The following is a 21,981-nucleotide window of genomic DNA, read 5'->3' on the forward strand; positions in this document are numbered from 1 at the left end:
CTGCCGAATTATCTGGGGTGGCGCTGGATACTCGACGCCGGACGCATCCGCTCCCCAGAAACATTGTTGAAGGCAACCATGGGAGAGTTCCCACACCTTACGGTGACATAGCCTTTTAAGATACCGTGTATTTTTTCACATAAAGAATACCAAAGATGAGTTGAAATCATGCAATACAAGAAATATTGCTTCACAGAATAGACTTAAAAAAACATTTTGCTTATTAAATAGCTATATACTTGGATGATGGACCATTAGAAAATGTGCGAACCTCGGCAGCACCTGAGTGCTACATTTTCGATGCGCCCTGAGTGCATCAGAAATGGCCAAGGCTAGGCGCGGCGCCGAAGACAGTACGCAAGTACGGCGAGGCGCTGCAACAACGCCATGGACATTTCTGATGTGCTCACATTTCGTTCCGAGTCATCCTGGAGAAGCTATACATGCCCGCACCGATCATCCCCCTTGACGCCAACAAGGACGATCACGACGACCTGGTATTCCTCGATGAGCAACCAGTGCCGCCGCTGGCCGCCGCACCGCGCAGCGTCTGGCGGGTGATGATCATCGACGACGATGAAGACGTCCACTCCACCACCTCTTTTGCCCTGGGCAACCTGGAAATGCAGCACCGCCCACTGGAATTTGTGCATGCGTATTCGGCCGGCCAGGCGCGCGAACTGCTCAAGCATGAAGACGACATCGCCGTCATTTTGCTCGACGTGGTGATGGAACAGGACGACGCGGGCCTGCACCTGGTGCGCTACATCCGCGAAACCTTGAAGATGACGGATGTGCGCATCATCCTGCGCACGGGCCAGCCCGGCTATGCGCCGGAAATCGACGCCATCCGCGATTTCGACATCAACGATTACAAGACCAAGTCCGAACTGACGCGCATCAAGCTGTTTACCACGGTGACGGCAGCCATCCGCTCGTACGAACAGATACGTTCGATCAGCAACAGCCGGCGTGGCCTGGACCGTATCGTCCACGCCAGCACGCAGTTGATGGCGCTGCACGGCGTGCAAAACTTCTCGGCCGGCGTGCTGGCGCAGATCGCCGACCTGCTGGACATCCGCGCCGACGGCGTGCTGTGCGTACAAGAGATGCTGGACAGCGGCGCCAGGGAGCTGATCGTCTCGGCCTGCACGGGCAGCTTTTCCAGCCTTCCGCACAGCGCCCTGTGCGGCCTGCAAAACCCCCGCGTTATGGCGGCCATCGAGCACACGCTGGCGCAGCGGCGCAATGTGTACGCGCACGACTACGCCACCCTGTACTTCGCGGGCAAGGCCAGCCGCGACGCGGCCGCCTATCTGGTGCTGCCGCGGCCCCTCTCGGCCATCGATGAAAGCCTGCTGGAAGTATTTTGCAGCAACGTCGCCGTGGGCCTGGACAATGTCGAGCTGGTATCGCACCTGCACAATGCCGCCTTCTACGACCAGTTGTCGAAGCTGCCGAACCGCACGCGCCTGGTGGAAATCCTCGACGCTGCCCTGGCCGGCCCGGCGCGCGACGACGCCACCGTGGCGCTGGTCGACCTCGATCACTTTGCCGAGACCAACGACGCGCTGGGGCACCAGTTCGGCGACACCCTGCTGGTCGCCGTGGCGGGCCGCTTGCAAACCCAACTGGGGCCGCAGCTGACGGTGGCGCGCCTGGGCGGCGACATCTTTTGCGTGCTGGGCGACTCGTCGCAAGTCAATCCGGCCAACATCCTGGCCCTGTTCCAGGCGCCGTTCTGCATCGATGGCCAGGATGTGCAACTGTCCGCCACCCTGGGCCTGGTGCGACTGGGCGAACATGCGGGCACGGGCGCCGATGCGTTGAAGGATGCCGATATCGCCTTGAAACGGGCGAAAAGCCAGCAGCGTGCGGGCCACTTCTATTTCTCGCGCAGCATGGGCATTGAAATCCGCGAACGGGTGCGCATGATGCACGCGCTGCGCACGGCCTTCAGCCAGGACCAGCTGTTTGTCGTCTACCAGCCGCAGATTGACCTGACCACGCGCCGCCCCGTGGGTGCCGAAGCGCTGCTGCGCTGGCAAACGCCGGACGGCAAGTTCATCTCGCCCGACCGCTTCATCCCGATCGCCGAGTATTCGGGCATCATCATCGACCTGGGCGAATGGGTGCTGCGCACGGCTTGCCGCGAACTGGTACTGCTGCGCGAGCAGGGCCACCGCAACTTCGTCATGTCCGTCAACGTGTCGCAAGTGCAGTTCCGCCACCCGCTGTTTTTGGAAATGCTGCGCGCGGCACTGGAAGAGACGCAGGCGCCGCCCGAGTTCATCGAACTGGAAATCACGGAATCGATGGCCATGGAAGAACCGGACATGCTGATCAAGATGCTATGGCAGATCAAGCAGACGGGCGTCAGCATCGCCATCGACGACTTCGGCACGGGCTTCTCCTCGCTATCGTACCTGCAGCGCCTGCAGGTCGACCGCCTGAAAATCGACCGTGCCTTCGTCACCGAGATCACGGGCTCCGCGCGCGGCAGCAGCATCGCTGAAATGGTCATCCAGCTGGGCCGCAACCTGGGCCTGGCCGTGATCGCCGAAGGCGTGGAAGACGAGCGGCAAGCACAAATTTTGCAGGCGCTGGGCTGCCCGATGGCGCAAGGCTTCCTGTTTGCCCGCCCCATGACGGCCACGGCGCTGGGCACCTGGCTGAACAACGAGGCGCTGCAGGGCGCGGCATAGGCGCCACTCGCGCCTTCAATGCAAAACGCCGGCAGTTGCCGGCGTTACTTTTTATTGCATGAGTGAAGTTTAGTCGGTAGTTTCCGCCGGCCAATCGCGAATATACGCCTTGAGCATCTGGTTTTCAAAGCTTTGCGCTTCGAGCACGGCGCGTGCCACGTCGTAGAAAGAGATAACGCCCAGCAAGGTCTTGGCGTTCATGACGGGCAGGTAGCGCGCATGTTTTTCCAGCATGATGCGGCGCACCTCATTGACTTCCGTATCCGGGGTGACGGTGATCGGGTGGTCGTCCATGTGCTTGCGCACGGTGCCGGCGCCGATCTGGCCCGCGTTTTCATGCAGCGCGTTCAACACTTCGCGGAAGGTCAGCATGCCAACCAGGTCGCCAAATTCCATGACCACCAGCGAACCGATGTCTTTTTCAGCCATGGTATTGGCCGCGTCAAGCAGGGGCTGGTCAGGCGTGACCGTGTAGAGGATGTTGCCCTTGACTTGGAGAATTTCAGATACTTTCATATTGGCCGTCCTGTCCGCGTGATTGGTATTTTAATTATTCTAGCCCTTACTGCGACTGTAGCCTATGCCTGCGGAAAAATCCAGCCTTGCGCGCAATCAAATCGAGGAGGATTGCGCGCAACTTTTCATCACGCGCGGCGGCGGAACCAGCCTGCGATGGAAATGCGTTCACGCGCCGTCGGCAGCACCTCGTGCAACATCTCGCCCGAGAGGAACATGGCCATGCGCCCTGCTTCGGGCGCGATATCCACGCTGGGGCCGCCATCGGGGTGCAAACGCAGTGCGCCGCCGTGTTCGGGTAGCCAGTCGTCGTTCAGGTACAGCACGACGGACACGGTGCGCTTGTCGTCGTCGCGAAAACGGTCCAGATGGGCCCGGTAAAAGGCGCCCGGCGCGTACAGGGCGAAATGGCTTTCGTACTCGTCCAGCCCCAGGAACAGCTCACGGTTGAGTACCTGGCGCAAGGCTTCCATGTGTTCCAGATAGCGGTCGCAGACCTCTGAACGGCCCGCTTCCAGCCATGCGATATGGTCGCCGCGGATATCGGGCTGCAGCAGGGGCGCATGGCCGCTACCCAAGCCGGCGCCTTTCATCTTGCCGCAGAGCATGGATTGCACGCATTCGGCGGCCAGCTGGCGGCTGAGTTCAAGAGAGATGAAATGCTCTTGCATGAGCCAGCCTGCGCGGCACAGGCCGTCGACGATAGAGGGTCCGGGTACGGCAAGGGAGCCGTCGAACGATATTGCGGGCATAGAATCTTTCCTGGTGGACATGCATGAGAGTGCGCCTGAAGCCCAGGATTTCGTTCGTTTGCAGCTGCTTCCTGGCGGTGCGGCGCACGCGCGAAGGTCGAACAGCCCGAATATCGCTGACACGCCATCCTACCACCGCCATGCGGAGCCGGTCACTTTTTTCGACTTCAAGTGACACGCGCCGCCGGCCAGCACGGCGCCATGCGCCCTGCACGCGCGCCCTTTTACTCAGCGGCAAATCAGGTTACGATCTTGCCACTATAAAACTTGGCGGAGACACCATGAGCGGCCCGAAATACCCCGGTTTCGATACTTTATCCCTGCATGCGGGCGCGGCACCCGACCCGGCTACGGGCGCGCGCGCCACGCCCATCCATTTCACGTCCTCGTTTGCCTTCAAGAGTTCAGAGCATGCGGCCTCGCTGTTCAACATGGAACGGGCCGGCCACGTATATTCGCGCATCTCGAATCCCACCAACGCCGTGCTGGAAGAGCGCATCGCGGCGCTGGAAGGTGGCGTGGCAGGCATCGCCACGGCCAGCGGCCAGGCCGCCATGCACCTTGGTTTATGTACCATCGCCGGCGCGGGCTCGCACATCGTCGCTTCGCGCGCCCTGTATGGCGGCTCGCACAACCTGCTGGCCTACACATTAAAACGCTTCGGTATCGAGACGACGTTTGTCGACCCGCGCGACGTGGATGCCTGGCGCAGTGCGATACGCCCAAATACGAAAGTGCTGTTTGCCGAAACCCTGGGCAATCCCGGCCTCGACGTGCTCGATATCCCGACGATTTCCGCCCTGGCGCACGAACACCAGCTGCCGCTGATGCTCGATTCAACGTTTACCACGCCGTATTTGCTGCGCCCCTTCGAGCACGGCGCCGACCTGGTGTTCCACTCGGCCACCAAGTTCCTGTGCGGGCACGGCACGGCCATCGGCGGCTTGCTGGTCGATGGCGGCACCTTCGACTGGCAAGCGGCGTACGACAAAACGGGCCGTTTCGCCGAACTGTGCGAGCCGTATGACGGCTTTCACGGCATGGTCTTTGCCGAGGAATCGACGGTGGCGCCGTTCGCCCTGCGCGCGCGGCGCGAAGGCTTGCGCGATTTCGGCGCTGTCATGAGCCCGCACAACGCTTTCGCCATCCTGCAGGGCATCGAAACCCTGGGCCTGCGCATGGACCGCCACGTGGCCAACACACGTAAGGTGATCGACTTCCTGCTGGCCAATCCGGCAGTCGAATCGGTGTCCTACCCTGAACTGCCGTCGCACCCCGATTACGCACTGGCGAAAACCCTGCTGCCGAAAGGCGCGGGCGGCGTGTTCACATTTCGCCTGCGCGGCGACCGCACGGCGGGCCAGCGCTTTGTCGACAGCCTCAAGATATTCTCGCACCTGGCCAATGTGGGCGACGCCAAGTCGCTCGTCATCCACCCCGCCTCCACCACGCACTTCCGCGTGCCCGACGAGCAACTGGCGCAGGCGGGCATCACGCAGGGCACCATGCGCCTGTCGGTGGGCCTGGAAGATGCGGACGACTTGATCGAAGACCTGGCCCGTGGCCTGAAACTGTCGCAGAAAGGCGCCTGAGATGTTATTCACTATCGAGCACACCACGGCCTACTGCTACACGGGCGGCAAGCCATACCACCCGGATCAGCCCACGGCCGTCTTCATCCACGGTGCGCAGAACGACCATTCCGTGTGGGCCCTGCAAACGCGCTATTTCGCCCACCACGGCTGGAACGTGCTGGCCGTCGACTTGCCCGGCCACGGGCGCAGCCTGGGCGCGGCGAAAACCAGCGTGGAAGAGCTGGCGCGCTGGATACTGGCCGTGCTGGACGCAGCTGGCGCGACCAGGGCCATGCTGATCGGCCACAGCATGGGTTCATTGATCGCGCTGGAAGCGGCGCACCTGGCGCCCGGGAGAATCAGTCACCTGGCCATGCTGGGCTCGACCTACCCGATGAAGGTCTCGCCCGCGCTGCTGGAAATGTCGCTCAACGATGAACAGGCGGCCATCGACATGGTCAATATATGGTCGCATTCGTCGATCGCGCAAAAGCCGTCGTTTCCCGGCCCGGGCTTCTACGCCATGGGCGGCGCGCGACGCTTGAAGCAGCGCATCGCATCCCTCAATCCCGATCACGTGTTTCACACGGATTTTTTCGCCTGCAACGCCTACGCGAACGGCGAAATCGCCGCCGCTTCGGTACACTGCCCCACTTTATTCATTTTCGGCGCGCGCGACATGATGACCCCGCCCAAATCGACCCGGCTGCTGACAGCGGCCATAGGGCATGGCACCGTGGTGCAGGTCGACAGCGGGCACGAATTGATGGCTGAGCAGCCCGACGCCGTGCTCGACGCGCTGTTTGCATTTGCGCAAAGCACGCCGGCATGACGCCATGCCACGCACACTTTTTTAGGATAGATAGATGATGTTGTTGAATACCCTGCTCGATGAATTGACTGGCCGCGGCAGCGGCACGGAAGCGGAGCGGCACGAACGCTACAACTGGCTGGAGCAGCTGCGCTGCACCAATCCCCAGGCGGACGAAAATGGCCCCATGGCCGGCATACCCAGCTACCACTGGTTCCGGCTGCCGCAGGCGCTGCAGGTGGCGGGACAGGAGTCCGACCTGCTGGCCGGCACCATGAACGCCCAGTACCTGGTCTTCGAGGGCCGCCACGCGGCGGCGTTTGCAGCCGAACTGGGGCTGCAATACGACGCCAACAACCGCATCGACCGCCCCGGCGGCATCGACGAGCTGCTCGACGCCTATGAAGAGCAGGACGACGGCAGCTGGACCACCTTGCCGAATGAAGCACCTGCCCCACCGCTGGCCGGCTGGGACGACGTGTATTTCCGCGTGCGTGACCTGAGCGACGGCAAGGCCATCCAGAGCGTGACCACCATCGCCTACGAAAGCAGCCGTTTCCCCGGCTACACCCTGCTGGGCACGACCCTGGTGGGCGCGGGCGCCATCGCCCACGACGACGAAACGGCGCAATATTTGCAACAAATCTTCGCCGACTGGGCCATCCAGCGCGATTGCGCGAACGCCTGCCTGCCAGCGCAGGAACCGTGGCCCCATGCGCCGCGCCAGACGCCGCCCGCACCGTTCGATTTCGCCCGCAACCTGACTTACCTGGACGCGCTGCTCGCTGCCTACGGACGCGCGCAGGCACAGGCGGAAATCGATGGCGGCGATGATGCCTACTGGGCGTGCGCCGCCGCCAGCACGGCTTACCAGGTATTCTCGCTGCGCTACACGGCTGGCTTGCCCTTGCTTGACGTGGAAACGGCGCTGGAAACGGCGATTGCCGCCTGCGAAACGGCGCGCGCGGCCCTGGCCGCCGCCTACGATGATGATGCCCTGCCCGCTTTTGATTTCGAACAATTGACGGACTATGCGCGCACCCTGCAGCTGCTGGGCGCCGCCCTGCTGTTCGGCCGCCACGACCTCGCTGCCCGTCTGGCCGCCCTGCAAACGGCCTTCGATGACGAAGACGGCGTGTATGAGGCACTGCTGTCGACCGTCGATCCGCAGCGCCCCGCCGTCGACGAATGGTATTTCGCCGAGCCTTACTCGGCCCTGTTCGAGTGCCTGGACGCGGACGATCCCGCACAGCAGCTGGAACACTTGCGCCAGTATCTGGCCAGCTGGCATGGCGCGCTGGTGCACGAAGACTGGTTCAACGGCCATTTGCGCGCGCAAGGCCTGGGCGGCTACTACGGCCTGTGGGCCTTCGAGGCGGCCGCCGTGGCAAAGCAGTTAGGACTCGATCGCAGCGCGCTGGCGCACTGGGTCATGCCGCCAGCGCCCTGACTACCCTGTTCACTTTTAGATAAATATCCATGATCAATACCGCAGCCCTGTTCAGCACCACCTTCCTGCCTGGCCAAGCCGGCTTCGATACCGACGCCATCACGGGCCTGGCCGAATGGCGGCTGGACACGCCCATGCTGTTCAAGCTGCTCATCGGCGCCGATGCGCAAGCCGTCGCCTGGCCCATCTACGGCGATGGTGAAGACTGCCCCTGCGTGCTGGCCGCGCCGATGGCGCATGCGCAGGCCAGCTGGCAAGCCTTGTCCTCGCTCATGGACAAGCCGCGCGACGCGGCCGCCATTGTCGCGCGCAGCGCCATCAGCGCCCTGTTGGCCGGTGGCCAGGCGTGGCTGATCCTCGATTGCGTACAGCTGATCCCGCACGATATCGACACGCCGGAAACCGCCGCCGCGCTCGAGGCCCTGCGCGCCGAAGCGCAAGCCTTGCACGCTGCCCTGCAGCGCGGCGACCGGGAAGCGCTGGCGCCCCTGCTGGCCGCCGGCGCCGCGTCGCCCGCCACCGGCTACTGGTCTGCCACGGCCGACGCGCAGCTGGCCGATGTCGAGGAACTCGGCGCTGACGAACTGCCTTTCCTGCAAGACCTGGAAGTAGTGAGATGGGAGGAAGACGCGCTGTGCTATGAGGTGCGCACCGCCGGCGAACCGGCCGTCACCGGCCTGGTCACGCCCTACGGCCGCTGGATCGTGCCGCTGTCGCAGCGCTATGTCTACCTGTGTGCACACGATGCGGAAAATGGCTGGATTACCTTTGCCACGGCGGACGCCCCCGATGCGCACGGCGTGCTGGACCTCAACGGCACGGTGGTGCTGCCGCCTGCCCCCGGCGCCCTGTACGTGATCAGCCCCCACCTGGTGCAGCAGATCGATACAGACGGCGCCAGCCGCTTGTTGCGCCTGCCCGATGGCGCGCTGCTCATCGACAGGGTCGACAGAACGTGCGAGCGTAACGATGGCTTGATCGACATCGAGCTCCAGACGTTCAATGACGACGAGCGCAACGTGCACGGCGTGATCGACAAGATGGGCAAGGTCGTGGTGCCGCCGGCCTACAGCTCCGTGCATGATTTCGGCACGAAGAGAAAAATCGCCATCGTCAGCCAGCGCATCGGCGACCGCTTCCTGTTTGGCCTGATCAATAGCCAGGCCGAACTGCTGGCGCCATGCCAGTACGAAGCCATCGATTGCGCCACCACCTCGTCGCCGCCCAAAGTGCGCAAGAACCTGATCTTTGCCATCGATGCGCAGGGGCTGGCCTGCATGCTGACGCTCGATGGAAAACAGGCGTTCACGCCCCTGTATCCGCCCGCCCACCATTTGCGCGGCGTGGCCGTGCAAAGCGACTTTTTATATGTGGTCAAGGATGGCATGGCCTGGAGCATGGATTTCACGGGCCAGTTGCTGGAGCAGTTCGACACCGTGGAAAACTTCAAGGCGGCCGTCACGGCCCAGTTGAGCGAGGCCATGGGGCTGAGCAAGAAAAAACCCGTCAGGCGCCGCAGCTTTACGCCGCCGCAGATCCTGGCGCGGGCCGACCGCGAACAGTTGCGCTCAATGGCAGCCCTGCTCTTGCTGGGCGATGTAGAACTGGCCGCGCGCTGCGTGGACATCACGCTGGAAGAGCTGGCGGAGGACGACCCGGAAGAAGAATACAAAGGCGACACGCCCGAAGCGGCGTGCTTCTTCCTGCTCTGGTCCACGGCCGCCGATGTGCTGGGCCACGGCGCCACCCTGGACTGGAAATCGGTCGATGAAGTGCCGTGCATCGGCCAGCATATCGAACTGCCCGCGCTGCGGGACTTCCGCTGGGCGGAACGCGACGACGGCGACGCCTTGGCCGAGGGCCTGGCCGCCATCGCCGCCCACCTGGCGCCGCATCAGCTGCGCCTGGTGAACATGCACGGTGGCGAAGACACGTATTACCTGGGCGTAGTGCGCATGCAGGATGAGGAGGCGTTCAGCAAGTTGGCGCTGCAGGCGGCCTTGCGGCCGGTACTCATCGAATAGCCTAGCCTAGCCTAGCCTCCCAGCTTCTTCAGGCTGCGCTGCGCGGTTTGCTGTGCCTCGTCGACCAGCGCGCTCTCTTCCTCGCTCGCCTTTTTCAGCTGGGCTATCAGCGACAGGTACATTGCCTGGTCGGCCTCGTCGCGGAATGCCAGGGACTCGCCGCGCAGTTCGATGGCACCCAGGCGCGACTCGGCAAACTGCAGCACGCGGGTAAACAGGTCCATCAGGCTGCGCTGGTTTTCACCGAAACGCAGCATGAAATCGTAGCGTGCAGCCATGCCCGCCTCGATGATCTGCCTGGCATTGCTACCCGACTTGCTGGCCTGCAGGCGCCCCAAGGCACTCTGCTGCAGACGGTCGATCTGCGCCAGATACGCCTCGATCCGGTCGCCGGCCTTGGCTATCGTCGCCTTCGATGTGGCGATGCCTTGCGCGCTGACCAGCCGCTCGGGAGCGAGCACCCGGTCCAGCTGGTAGCTGTCAATGTCCGCGGCATAGGTGAGGTTGGCAGTAGTCGTGGCCAGCGTCACATCGCCAACGACAAGCAGCACTTCGTCGAGACTGGCCAAGCCGGTCGGTTGCAGCGCCAGCTTGGGAGCCGCCTGGCCCGGCTGCAGGTCCAGCGCCGCAGTGATGTAGGCGCGCACCGCCTGCATGGCCTGGGCCAGCAGCCGGTCGTGATACTCGCGGCTCCACTGCAGGTACATCGCCCTGCTGGCGCCCTGTATCTGTGCCTGGCTGCCATCCTTGCCGAACGCTGCTGGCATGGCCGTGAGACGTTGCGCTTCCTCCCGTTCGCTGGCCGTAAAATGCGGATCGGTATCTCCCTGCGTGATGCGGGCGCGCGCCAGCGTGGCAGCGACGTCGCGCTGCGCCAGGCTGCTGCGGAAATTGCGCGCCACCTGCCTGGCGTCTTCTCCCGAAATGTACGGTACATACACAGGCGCCAGCCGCGCAAGAATTTCCTCATCGCTCACATGCAGGGCCATGTGCCGCATCACCTCACCCTGCTGGTCATCCATCTCGCCCATCAGCTGGAACAGATGACGCATCATCCGCTGCAGCTGCATCGCCTCGATCATCTCGCGCACGGCGGCAACGTGAGCGGCATCGGATGCGCGGGGCGCGGCCAGCGGCACGGGCATGGCGGCATCGGACGCGTGGACGGCGCCGGTGGTGGAAAACAGGGCCAGCAACGCGGCCAGAAGGACAGGATTCAATCGTTTCATGGAGTGTAAATCAGCAAAAGGTGTATCAGAGCCGTTCCAGCTCGAGGCGGGACAGCGTGTGGAAGGGACTGTGCAGGACACCCTTGTCGAGCGCGCGCTGGAAATACACGCGGGCGCGAATTTTGTCGTCTTGCAGCAGATAATATTTGCCGGCATAGAAATACACCTCCGCGAGGCGCGGCGCCTGGCCATTGCCGCCGTCGCGGCTGGCCACGCGCAGCATCATCTCGGGACCGGTCTGTTGCTGGAACATCTTCAATGCCTCGCCCAGCCACTGCTCCGTCAGCAGCTCCGGCGGCCCGCCGGCGTCCATGGCCGCCGGCACCGCGCCCACGATGGCTTGCCATATCTGCCCACGCACGTGCGCCAGCGGATCGTCAAGCTTGCTGCCGGCCCGCGCCAGATCGGCGATCATCTCGCGCTGGTTGCCCAGATAGATATTCGCCAGGGCCTTGCGCTGGTAGGTCTCGCCATCGTTGTTGCCCAATGCGACGGCGCGCGCAAAGCTGGCGGCGCTTTCCTTGAACTTGCCAGCGGCAAAACTGATATCGGCCTGGCAGGACAGATAATCGGCCGACTGGGGCTGCTGCTGTACTGCCTGCGCGGCATCCTTGAGCGCCGCCGCGTGCTGCCCCAGCCAGCTGTAGGTGCGCGCCCGTTCGCAGAGGATGGCGCCGGTGTCCTGCCCGGTCAGCGTCGCATCGGCCAGCAGCTGGTCGCTGGCCTTCAGGCTGGCCTCCAGGCGCGCCTTGAGAGCCTGCTTGTAGTCGGGCGCTGCCGCCACCTTCAACATTCTTATCGGCAGTAACATGCTGCCTTGCAACATTTCGTTTACCTTTCGGCTGGCCTCGACAAACGCCGGCACCCCGTCCGCAGGCACGCGGTCGGCCGTCACGTCCAGGCGCAGGCTGGCCTGCGCCACGCGGCCCGTAAAGGCCAGCGCCTCGGTCAGCCTGAAGGCGCTGTTGTCGACACTGTTCTGCGCCGGCTGGTAGCGGGCATCCACCTGTTCCGGCAGCACAACCTCAAAATCATAGGTGGAGATCGACGGATACATGGGCACCATCAGCGGATGGCTGCGCTTGACGATATCCGGCACATAGAACTGCTCCGTCAGATTGACGGGTTTGTAGCGCATCAACCAGCCTTTGTCAGTCTTTTCCATGAACTTGCCGATGCGGTAGCGTAAATCGACCGTCATGCGGTTGTTCACGCGGTCATCGCTGACGAGCGGCTCGGCCAGCATGCTGAAGTCCGCGTAGCGGCGCCCCATCGAGCCTTCATAGGCCTGGCGCAACTGCTGCGCGCTCAGGCCTGCCAGCTGCACGCGCATGCGTTCGGCGCCCGTGCCCGCCATGGAAATGCGCACCTGCATGTCGGCAGGCTGATCGAAGGCGCCGACCGTCACGCGCTCGCTGCGCTTGTCCGTTATCAATGCCGGACTCGTCTGCGGCGCAATCGTGTCCAGCGCCTTGCCAGTGGCATTGACCACCAGCACTTGCGCGCCGCCATGCACCTGGCCCATGTTATCGAGCAAACCGTGCTGTCCCATGCGGGTGGGATCGAGGAAGTATGTCTTGCCATCGACGTGCACGCGCACGATGGCGTGGTCGAACAGCAAGGGACTGGGCAGCATGCGGTCCAGGCCCTTGCGCAATTCGGTCGACACCAGCACAGGCTCGGCAACGATGCCCAGTTCCCGCAGCATGGCCACCATCAGCAGCGACTTGTCCTTGCAATCGCCATAGCGGCGCTGCAGCACCTGGGCAGGTGGAAACGGCCGGTGCGAACTCTCGCCCATCGACAGCGACAGATAGCGGATCTCGTTCTGCACAAACTCCAGCACCTTGACCACCTGCTGCGAGGGCGCGCCCGTGGCACCCGCGGCGCGTAGTGCGTCCTTCACTGCGGCGCCGCCCGCTGGCGTATCGAACAGTCCCTGCGCCCACTGATTGACTTCCTTCCAGCTGCCCAGTTCGGAAAACTGGATCCAGCGGTAAGTCGACACATCGGCCGGCACATACGGCTCGGCCACCACCGCCGGCAGGTCGCGTGCCTCGAAGCGCAGGATGCGGCGGCCATTGCGTCGCTGTTCTTTGGGTGCAATGGCGAGGTTGCCACCCTGCATGCGGTAGGCGATGCCGCGCTGCTCGGGCATGTCAAGCGTGATGCGCCGCAAGCCCACGGGCACAGGACTGTCCCACGCGGCGGCGTCGAAGAACTTGCCGTCAAACACAGGATTCTGGCCCAGCACCGTGTACGCCACTTCCAATGTATCGCCCACGCGCACGTCATCGGTGACGATGGCGGCCGTGATCGCACCCGAATACACGCCTTGCGACAACCCCATTTCGCGCTGCAGGAAACGGATATCGGCCGACGCCAGCTTGTCGATCACCTGATCACCACGCACGATGCGCAGACGGTGCAGCTGCACACGCTGATAATCGGGCTGGAACGCGATTTCGTACTGACCCAGCGCCGATACGCTGGACGCCTCATTGGCGATCAATGCCCGGTGGATATAGTAGGCGCTCTGTTCGCCCACATGAAACTGCACATCGGACAGGCGGATTGCCAGCGGACTGCCCTTGGCGGCCGGGGGCAACTGGCCGATGCCGTCCACCCAGGCGGGCAGGCTGTCGCCACGCGTAAAGGCGGCCTCGGCCAGTTGCACACTGCGCATGCCGGCAACCGGCGTGAAGGGAGCCTCGGTGGCGGCGGAAGCGAAGGAAAGCGCGCCATGCGAGACAAGAATAGACAGCAACAGGACTGGCCATGCACGCGGCGTCAGCCGTGACAAATGTAAAGCACGCATTAACGATATCAATAAGGAAATTATCAATTATAGATTAATTAACTTCATTGTGTTGCCTGCGGGCAAAATTTCTTGACTAGCAAGGCATTGCGCCAAAAACTGACGTATCGGCGCCGGGCCAATCCGTCAGGCGCAGCGCACTTCGCCGAAATGCTGCGCCAAAGTCAGGCCCAGTCCCTGCTCCACGGCGTTTTCCACCTGCGCCGCCAGCGCGGCGGCTTCTTCGGCCGCCTTGATGTCGCGCTCGTTGGTGGAACCTGCCGGATAGCCGGAGTTCACGCGCATGCCGCCGAAGACGAATAAACGGTAGACATCGGCCAGGCTGATACGGTTGACATTGCCCAGCAAGACCCAGTGGTCTGAACTGTCGGCGACGCGCTTGCCCCACTGCACCCGCACGGCGCCATCCACGTTGACCCTGCCCACCCAGCCCTGCTGCACCATCTTGTCGAGCAGGGTTTCCATCTCTTCGAAACCCAGGCGCGTACTACGGCGTATCTCGGCCGCGCCCACCAGGGCCGAATCGGCGCAGTGGCAGGCCTGATGCAGCACTTTCAAGATGGCGACGGCATCGACGAATTCGCTGCCCGGCGCCGCCTCGTACCACCAGCGCTCGTATTTCACGACGGGCAAGGCGGCCACCAGCAAGGCGCCCACCAGGGTGATCATCCAGCTCAGGTAAATCCACACAAGGAACAGCGGCAGGGCGGCCAGCGCGCCGTAGATGCGCGAATACGTGGGAAATTCCTGGATGAATTCGCCGAAACCGCGCTTGGCCACCTCGAAGGCCAGCGCGGCCAGCAAGCCGCCCCAGGCCGCGTCGCGCCAGTCCACGTCGCGGTTCGGCACGGCGATGTACAGCAAGGTAAACGCCAGCATGGTCAGGCCGATCGACACCAGGGTATAAAACACGGTGCCGAGGAAGGGCACGGCCCCCACCACGCCGCTGGTGGCCATGAAGAGGCGCGACGTCACCGTCAGCGACACGCCCACCAGCAGCGGACCCAGTGTGACGATGGCCCAGTAGACGAGCAGGCGCTTGGTCCAGCGCCGTTCCTGGCGCACGCGCCAGATGCGGTTGAAGACGCGTTCGATCAAGCCCATCATGCCCACCGAGGTGACGATCAGGGCGCCCGCGCCGATGGCCGACAGGCGCGTGGCCTTCGAGGCAAACGTCGTCAGGTAGTCGAGGATGGTGTTCGAAATCCCCTTGGGCATCACGCTTTGCACGAAATAGTCTTCCAGCGCGTGGCGGAAGGTATTAAACAGGGGGAAAGTGGTGAAGATGGCCAGGGCCAGCGTGAGCAGCGGCACCAGCGCAAACACGGTGGCGAAGGTCAGGCTGCCGGCCACTTGCGGCAGGCTTTCCTCGCGCACGCGGCGGCGCGCGAACTGCAGCAGGTCGCGCGTTTCGGACCAGGTCAGGCCGCGCACGACGGCCAGTCCCATGCTCAGGGCGCGCCTCAGATATTGAAAGATCGGGAGTATATATTTTGAAAACATGTGCAAAATCAGAACGGCGCCATGACAGCAGTCGTATCAGGCTGTAAAGCGCCCTATAATACCAATGATGAAGCCAACCAATCTGATTATTCTCGTATTGTTTTATTCACGCCATGGCGCCACGCGCCAGTTGGCCGAGCTGATAGCCCAGGGAGTGGAAAGCGTGCCTGGCTGCGATGCGCGCCTGCGCACCGTGCCCTCCGTCTCCACCGTGGCCGAGGCCACGGCGCCGGAAGTCCCGCCCGATGGTGCGCCCTACGTGGAACTGGAAGACTTGCAGGAATGTGCGGGCCTGGCCCTGGGTTCGCCCACGCGCTTCGGCAACATGGCCGCCGCCATGAAGTACTTCTGGGATGGCACGGCCAGCGACTGGCTGGCCGGCAGCCTGTCCGGCAAGCCCGCCTGCGTATTCACGTCCACTGGCAGCCTGCACGGCGGCCAGGAATCGACGCTGCTGTCGATGATGATCCCCCTCTTCCACCATGGCATGCTGGTCATGGGCCTGCCCTACACGCATCCCGAGCTGATGACGACGTCCACGGGCGGCTCGCCGTATGGCGCCACGCACTGGTCGGGCATCGATGGCGACAAGGCGCTCAGCGACGATGAAAAGCGCCTGGCCATCGCCCTGGGCCGGCGCCTGGCGGAAAGCGCCGCGAAACTGGCAGGCGCATGATGCACGGCGCACTGCACAAGTATTTTCACTGGGGCGCCATCGCCAGTCTCGTCACCCTGATCATCTGGTGTCTGCTGTGGGAAACCGTCGTCGCGCCGCTGCAGCCGGGCGGCTCCTGGGTCGTGCTGAAGGCGGCGCCCCTGCTCATTCCACTGTATGGCGTCATCAAGCGCGACGTCTACACTCTGCAATGGTCATCGATGGTGATCCTGCTGTATTTTACAGAGGGCGTGGTGCGCGGCTACAGCGACACGAATCGCGTCTCCGCCATGATGGCCTGGGGCGAGGCGGCCATCGTCTGCATTTACTTCTTCTGCGCCGTGCTGTACCTGCGCCCGTATAAAAAGGCCGCCAAGCGCATGGCCAGGGAACTGCTGGAAAAAGTGAATAAAGTGAGCATCAAGAAATGACTGACCGAACCGATTTCCTCGCCGCCTGCCGCGACCTGCTGGGCGCAGCGTATGTACTGACGGACCACGCCGACACGGCGCCCTTCCTCACCGACTGGCGCGACCGGTTTACGGGCAAGGCCCTGGCCGTGCTGCGGCCCGCCACGGTAGAACAGGTCGCTGGCGTGCTGCGCGCCTGCGCGCAATGGCAAGTTCCCGTCGTGCCGCAAGGCGGCAATACGGGCGTGGTATTGGGCAGCATCCCGGACGATGCCGGCACAGCCATCGTGCTGTCGCTGGCGCGCCTGAACAGCATCCGCGCGCTCGACCCCGTCAACCGCACCATCACGGTGGACGCGGGCTGCATCCTGCAAACCATCCAGGAAGCGGCCAGCGCCGCCGGCTGTCTGTTCCCCCTGTCGCTGGCGGCCGAGGGCAGTTGCACCATCGGGGGGAATTTGGCCACCAACGCGGGCGGCACGGCCGTGCTGCGCTACGGCAATACGCGCGAGCTGTGCCTGGGCCTGGAAGTGGTCACGCCGCAAGGCGAAATCTGGAGCGGCTTGCGCGGTTTGCGCAAGGACAATACGGGCTATGATTTGCGCGACCTGTACATCGGCGCCGAAGGCACTTTGGGCGTGATCACGGGCGCGGTGATGAAACTGTATCCTCAGCCGAAAGCCTGCATCACGGCGCTGGCCGCCATGCCCTCGCCCGCCCACGCCCTGCGTTTATTAAGCCTGATGCAGGACCATTGCGGCGCCAGCCTGACGGGTTTTGAATTCATGTCGCAGTATTGCTTGCAACTGGTGGCGCAGCAGTTCCCCCAGCTGCCGCGCCCATTTACCGCCCCGCATGGCCAGTACGTGCTGCTCGAATTGTCCAGCAGCCAGTCCGAAGCGCACGCCGTGGAATTACTGGAAGCGAGCATCGGCGCGGCGCTGGAAGACGCGTTGATCGAGGATGCCGTCGTCGCCAGTTCCGTGGCGCAGTCCGAAGGCCTGTGGCAGCTGCGCGAACACATTCCGCTGGCGCAGGCGCAGGCGGGCAAGAACATCAAGCACGATATCTCGCTACCCATTTCCTGCATCGCCGATTTCATTGCCGTCACGGACGTGGCCCTGGAAACGGCCTTCCCAGGCTGTCAGCTCGTGTGCTTCGGCCATTTGGGCGATGGCAACCTGCATTACAACGTGGCGCCGCCACCGGGCATGTCGGACACGGTTTTCCTGTCCAACCAGGATGCCATCAACCGCATCGTACACGACCAGGTTCACGGCTTTGGCGGCTCGATTTCGGCCGAACACGGCATCGGCGCCCTCAAAAAGGACGACCTGGCGCGCTACAAATCGCCGCTGGAATTGCAACTGATGCGCGCCGTGAAACAGGCGCTGGACCCGCAAAACATCATGAATCCGGGAAAAATCCTGTGAAATCGCCGTCCCTACTGCTCTTCGCCATGGCCTTGCTGGCAGGTTCCGCCAGTGCGCAGGATGTCTACAAATGCGTGCAGGATGGCCAGACCAGCTATAGCGCCACGCCATGCACGGGCGGCCAGTTGCAGATCCTGGAAATCCCCTCACCCCCGCCTGCCGTAGACAAGGGAGCGGCCACGCGCCAGGAGCGGGTGGCCAGCCAGATGGAAGCGGCACGCAAGAAGCAGGAAAATCTGGCAGACCAGGCACGCGAACGGGCCGCCAAGCAGAAGGAAACGCATGACAAGCATTGCGCCCAGCTGCGCCTGGAGCAAAAATGGGCGGCGCAGGACGCCGTCGGCGCAGGCGACAGGAACCGTGACGCGGCGCAACTGAAAGCGCGGCGCGCCGGCGAACGCCTGGCCGTCGGATGTCTCAATTGAGTGCGCCGCAGGCCAGCCCGGCGACGACGCGCCTGCTGTCGCGCTGGCTGCTGCTGGGCGAATGGCGCGCGCATCCCGTGCGCGCCCTCGTCGCCATCCTCGCCATCGCCATCGGCGTGTCGCTGGGTTTTGCCATCCACCTGATCAACGCGGCCGCCTTCAATGAATTTTCCACGGCCGTCAAAAGCCTGTCCGGCCAGGCCGACGTGCAGGTGGCCGGGCGCGAAGCGTTGTTCGACGAAGCCATCTATCCATGGCTGGCGCAGCGCGACGGCGTGGCCATGGCCTCGCCCGTACTGGAATTGCAGGCCGCGGTGGCCGGCAAGACTGACGGCGGCCCGCTGCACATCCTGGCACTCGACGTCTTCCGCGCCGGCTTCATCTCGCCCGACCTGATCGGCGCGCCAGCCGAAGGCCAGCCTTTCGACACCCTGGCCGACGACGCCCTCTTTTTATCGCCGGCCGCCTTGCGCTGGCTGAACGTGGCGCAAGGCGACAAGCTTGCCCTGCAATCGGGCACGGGCACGGTATCGCTGCGCGTGGCCGGCTCGCTGCAGCGCGCACGCGCTGGCCAGCGCATCGCCGTCATGGATATCGGCGCAGCGCAGTGGCGCTTCAACAAGGTGGGCAAGCTGTCGCGCATCGACTTGAAACTGCGCCAGGGCGTCAACCGCGACACTTTCCAGGCGGGTCTCGCGCGCGCGCTGGAAGCGCAGTATCCCGGGCGTTTTCAGGTGGGCCAGCCCAATGACGAGAACCAGAATAGCCGCAACAATAACCTCAGCCGCGCCTACCGGGTCAACCTGACGGTGCTGGCCCTGGTCGCCCTGTTTACGGGCGCCTTCCTGGTATTTTCCACGCAGGCGCTGTCCGTCATCCGCCGCCGCGGGCAGTTCGCGCTGCTGCGCGTGCTGGGCATGGAACGGGGCCAGTTGCTGCGCCAGGTGCTGCTCGAAGGCGCCAGTCTGGGCGTGGTCGGTGCCGCGCTGGGCATCGCCGGAGGCTACGCCATGGCGGCCGTCGCCCTGCGTTTCTTCGGCGGCGACCTGGGCGCCGGCTATTTCGCGGGCGTGCAGCCGCAAGTGCAATTCACGCCCGTCGCTGCCTTCGTGTATTTTGCCCTTGGCCTCGGCGTGGCCTTGCTGGGCTGTGCCGCGCCCGCGCTGGAAGCGGCGCGCGCCGCCCCCGCGATCGCGCTGAAATCGGGCAGCGAAGAAGTCGTGACGACGCGCCTGGCGAAAACCTGGCCCGCGCTGGCTTGCTTGCTGCTGGCCGGCGCCCTGACGTTCTTGCCGCCCGTGTTCGAACTGCCCCTGTTCGGCTATCTGTCCATCGCCCTGCTGCTGATCGGCGCCATCGCCCTGATGCCGCAACTGGCGGCCGTGGTCTTCCGTTTCCTGCAGCGCACCTGGCTGCGCACGGAGACGAGCAAGCACGCGCCTGTGCGCAGCCTGACTTTGGCCCGCCTGGCGAATGCCTCGGGCCAGGCCGGCATCGCGCTCGGCGGCGTGCTGTCAAGCTTTAGCCTGATGGTGGCGATGGCCATCATGGTGTCGAGCTTCCGCGTCTCCGTCGATGACTGGCTGCTGCAGATTTTGCCGGCCGACCTGTATGCGCGCACGGCCGCCAGCGGTGGCACGGCGGGCCTGAATCCGCGCGAACAGGCGAGCATCACCGCCCTGCCCGGCGTGGCCAGGGTGGATTTCCAGCGCCTGCGCTCGCTGTCGCTGGCGCCCGACCGCCCGAATGTGGTGCTGCTGGCGCGCCCCGTCAACCTGGCCGATCCGGAAAAAAGCATGGTGCTGGTGGGTGATACGCTGCCCGTGCCAGATGGCGCGAAACCCGTGTGGCTGTCCGAGGCGGCGGCCGACCTGTACAACCACAAGCCGGGTGACAGCATCAAGCTGCCGCTGGCGGGCGGCCTGCACCAGTTCTTCATCGCCGGCATCTGGCGCGACTATGCGCGCTCTTCCGGCGCCATCCAGATGCCGCTGGCCGACTACCGCGCGCTGACGGGCGACCTCGATGTCAGCGATGCGGCCCTGTGGCTGGCCAAGGACGCCACGGGCGAGCAGGTGCAGCAGCGCCTGAAAGCCCTGCCGTTTGGCGCCAGCCTGGAAGTATCGAATCCATCGGCCATCCGCGCCCTGAGCCTGCAGATTTTCGACCGCAGCTTTGCCGTCACGTATCTGCTGGAAGCCATCGCCATCGTCATTGGCCTGTTCGGGGTGGCCGCCACGTTTTCCGCGCAAACCCTGGCGCGCGCGCGCGAATTTGGCATGCTGCGCCACGTGGGCGTGACGCGCGGGCAGATTTTAGCCATCCTGGCGCTGGAAGGCGGCGCGCTGACGGCGCTGGGCATCGCCACCGGCTTTGTTCTGGGTCTGTTGATCAGCTTTGTACTGGTCTTCATCGTCAATCCCCAGTCATTCCACTGGACCATGCAACTGCACTTGCCGTGGCCCTTGATCGCCACCGTGGCCGCCGCCCTGCTGACGGCAGCCGCCGCCACGGCGCTGATCGCGGGCCGCCAGGCGCTGTCCGCTGGCCCCATCCGCGCCGTCAGGGAGGACTGGTAATGCGCCGTTTGACTTATCTACTGTTGTTCTGCAGCGCCGCCGCCATCGCCGCGCCGCCAGTTTTCGCCCCCGTCACGCCGCTGCCGGCCGGGCAAAGCCTGCGCCTGCCGCACGATTTCGGCGCCCATCCCGCGTACAAGACGGAATGGTGGTACGCCACGGGCTGGGTCAAAACCGCCGGCGGCGAGCAGTTGGGCTACCAGGTGACCTTCTTTCGCAGCGCCACGGCCGCCGATGCGGACAACCCCAGCGCCTTCGCGCCGAAACAGCTGATCATCGGCCACGCGGCCCTGTCCGACCCAAAGCTGGGCAAGCTGCTGCACGACGAGAAAAGCGCGCGCGAAGGTTTCGGCCTGGCCTACGCCAAGGTGGGCAACACGGATGTCAGGCTGGACGACTGGCGCATGCAGCGGCAAGCCGACGGCAGCTACCAGGTCAGCCTGGCCGCGCGCGACTTTAGCCTGCAACTGACCCTGGCCCCCACGCAGCGTGTGCTGCTGCAGGGCGAAGGCGGCTACTCGCGCAAGGGCGCGCGGCCCGCGCAATCGAGCTACTACTACAGCGAGCCGCAGCTGCGCACCACGGGCACCATCGCCCGCGCGGGCGGCAAGGCGGAAGCGGTGACCGGCACCACCTGGCTTGATCACGAGTGGTCCAGCCAGGTGCTCGACGCGGACGCCAGCGGCTGGAACTGGATCGGCGCCAACCTCGATGATGGCGGCGCGCTGATGGCCTTCCAGATCCGCAGCAAGACAGGTGCTAAACTATGGGCGCACGCGACATGGCGCGATGCGTCCGGTAAGATGACGCAGTTCGCCCCCGGTGAAGTCGATTTCACGCCTACGCAGCTGTGGCGTTCGCCCCGCACGCAGGCCGAGTACCCTGTCGCCACCGAAATCCGCACGGGTCCCACGCGCTGGCAGATCAAGCCATTGCAGCCCGACCAGGAACTCGATTCGCGCCGCTCGACGGGCGCCGTGTACTGGGAAGGCGCCGTGACGGTCGAGCGCGATGGCCAGCCGGTAGGCCGCGCCTACCTGGAAATGACCGGCTACGTACAGCCGATGAAGTTATAAACAGTACCGCAAGCAAAAAGT

Annotated in this window: 16 protein-coding genes and 1 pseudogene; 12 read left to right on the forward strand and 5 right to left on the reverse strand. The window is 64.1% G+C overall.

The genetic code is table 11. From position 1 onward, the window contains the following. Positions 1-111: pseudogene (locus tag ACQ4WN_RS20565) on the forward strand (IS1595 family transposase); the annotation flags it as partial. A gap of 332 nt (positions 112-443) precedes the next feature. Beyond that, positions 444-2,705: a putative bifunctional diguanylate cyclase/phosphodiesterase gene (locus ACQ4WN_RS20570; protein ID WP_436553182.1), complete on the forward strand. Its 2,262-nt coding sequence runs from the start codon at positions 444-446 to the stop codon at positions 2,703-2,705. Between the two features lie 69 nt (positions 2,706-2,774). On the opposite strand, the gene ACQ4WN_RS20575 is transcribed toward ACQ4WN_RS20570, so the two are convergent. Continuing rightward, positions 2,775-3,221 carry a CBS domain-containing protein gene (locus tag ACQ4WN_RS20575; protein WP_436553183.1) on the reverse strand — a complete coding sequence of 149 codons (447 nt, stop codon included), beginning with the start codon at positions 3,219-3,221 and terminating at the stop codon, positions 2,775-2,777. A 128-nt stretch (positions 3,222-3,349) separates the two neighbouring features. Further along, a complete protein-coding gene (locus ACQ4WN_RS20580) occupies positions 3,350-3,973 on the reverse strand; it encodes a 2OG-Fe(II) oxygenase (RefSeq protein WP_436553184.1) in 624 nt (207 codons plus the stop codon). Between the two features lie 281 nt (positions 3,974-4,254). Between ACQ4WN_RS20580 and ACQ4WN_RS20585 the strand changes: the two genes are divergently transcribed. From ACQ4WN_RS20585 to ACQ4WN_RS20600, 4 genes are read left to right on the forward strand one after another with little or no spacing between them, the layout of a single operon-like run. After that, complete coding sequence (locus ACQ4WN_RS20585) at positions 4,255-5,565, forward strand: O-acetylhomoserine aminocarboxypropyltransferase (protein WP_436553185.1); 1,311 nt, start codon at positions 4,255-4,257, stop codon at positions 5,563-5,565. A 1-nt stretch (position 5,566) separates the two neighbouring features. Further along, entirely contained in the window at positions 5,567-6,379 is an 813-nt protein-coding gene (locus ACQ4WN_RS20590; RefSeq protein WP_436553186.1) for an alpha/beta fold hydrolase, read from the forward strand. Between the two features lie 34 nt (positions 6,380-6,413). Next, positions 6,414-7,808: a PoNe immunity protein domain-containing protein gene (locus tag ACQ4WN_RS20595; RefSeq protein WP_436553187.1), complete on the forward strand. Its 1,395-nt coding sequence runs from the start codon at positions 6,414-6,416 to the stop codon at positions 7,806-7,808. A gap of 29 nt (positions 7,809-7,837) precedes the next feature. Beyond that, positions 7,838-9,832 carry a WG repeat-containing protein gene (locus ACQ4WN_RS20600; protein WP_436553188.1) on the forward strand — a complete coding sequence of 665 codons (1,995 nt, stop codon included), beginning with the start codon at positions 7,838-7,840 and terminating at the stop codon, positions 9,830-9,832. An 11-nt stretch (positions 9,833-9,843) separates the two neighbouring features. Here ACQ4WN_RS20600 and ACQ4WN_RS20605 read toward each other — a convergent pair whose 3' ends face one another. The 3 genes from ACQ4WN_RS20605 to ACQ4WN_RS20615 form a co-directional block, all read right to left on the reverse strand. Further along, entirely contained in the window at positions 9,844-11,052 is a 1,209-nt protein-coding gene (locus ACQ4WN_RS20605) for a hypothetical protein (RefSeq protein WP_436553189.1), read from the reverse strand. A gap of 34 nt (positions 11,053-11,086) precedes the next feature. Beyond that, on the reverse strand, positions 11,087-13,828 hold the full coding sequence (locus ACQ4WN_RS20610; protein ID WP_436553190.1) for a DUF3857 domain-containing transglutaminase family protein: 2,742 nt from the start codon (positions 13,826-13,828) through the stop codon (positions 11,087-11,089). 177 nt (positions 13,829-14,005) lie between these two features. Further along, entirely contained in the window at positions 14,006-15,328 is a 1,323-nt protein-coding gene (locus tag ACQ4WN_RS20615) for a YihY family inner membrane protein (RefSeq protein WP_436553191.1), read from the reverse strand. A 121-nt stretch (positions 15,329-15,449) separates the two neighbouring features. Here ACQ4WN_RS20615 and wrbA point away from each other — a divergent pair, with 121 nt between their 5' ends. From wrbA to ACQ4WN_RS20645, 6 genes are read left to right on the forward strand one after another with little or no spacing between them, the layout of a single operon-like run. Beyond that, positions 15,450-16,058 carry an NAD(P)H:quinone oxidoreductase gene (gene wrbA / locus ACQ4WN_RS20620; RefSeq protein WP_436553255.1) on the forward strand — a complete coding sequence of 203 codons (609 nt, stop codon included), beginning with the start codon at positions 15,450-15,452 and terminating at the stop codon, positions 16,056-16,058. After that, positions 16,058-16,468 (forward strand): DUF2069 domain-containing protein, encoded by a 411-nt coding sequence (locus tag ACQ4WN_RS20625; RefSeq protein ID WP_436553256.1) that lies wholly within the window; start codon positions 16,058-16,060, stop codon positions 16,466-16,468. The genes wrbA and ACQ4WN_RS20625 overlap by 1 nt, the downstream gene beginning before the upstream one ends. Further along, a complete protein-coding gene (locus ACQ4WN_RS20630) occupies positions 16,465-17,880 on the forward strand; it encodes an FAD-binding oxidoreductase (RefSeq protein ID WP_436553192.1) in 1,416 nt (471 codons plus the stop codon). Before ACQ4WN_RS20625 ends, ACQ4WN_RS20630 begins: the two co-directional genes overlap by 4 nt. After that, the gene (locus ACQ4WN_RS20635; RefSeq protein WP_436553193.1) at positions 17,877-18,305 is read left to right on the forward strand and encodes a DUF4124 domain-containing protein; all 429 of its coding nucleotides are present in this window, start codon (positions 17,877-17,879) and stop codon (positions 18,303-18,305) included. The genes ACQ4WN_RS20630 and ACQ4WN_RS20635 overlap by 4 nt, the downstream gene beginning before the upstream one ends. Then, the gene (locus ACQ4WN_RS20640) at positions 18,293-20,884 is read left to right on the forward strand and encodes an FtsX-like permease family protein (protein ID WP_436553194.1); all 2,592 of its coding nucleotides are present in this window, start codon (positions 18,293-18,295) and stop codon (positions 20,882-20,884) included. The genes ACQ4WN_RS20635 and ACQ4WN_RS20640 overlap by 13 nt, the downstream gene beginning before the upstream one ends. After that, positions 20,884-21,960 (forward strand): lipocalin-like domain-containing protein, encoded by a 1,077-nt coding sequence (locus ACQ4WN_RS20645; protein WP_436553195.1) that lies wholly within the window; start codon positions 20,884-20,886, stop codon positions 21,958-21,960. The genes ACQ4WN_RS20640 and ACQ4WN_RS20645 overlap by 1 nt, the downstream gene beginning before the upstream one ends. The last annotated feature ends 21 nt before the right edge of the window (positions 21,961-21,981 follow it).

Origin of the sequence: Janthinobacterium pasteuri (genome assembly GCF_051380775.1) — a bacterium.
GTDB lineage: Bacteria > Pseudomonadota > Gammaproteobacteria > Burkholderiales > Burkholderiaceae_D > Janthinobacterium.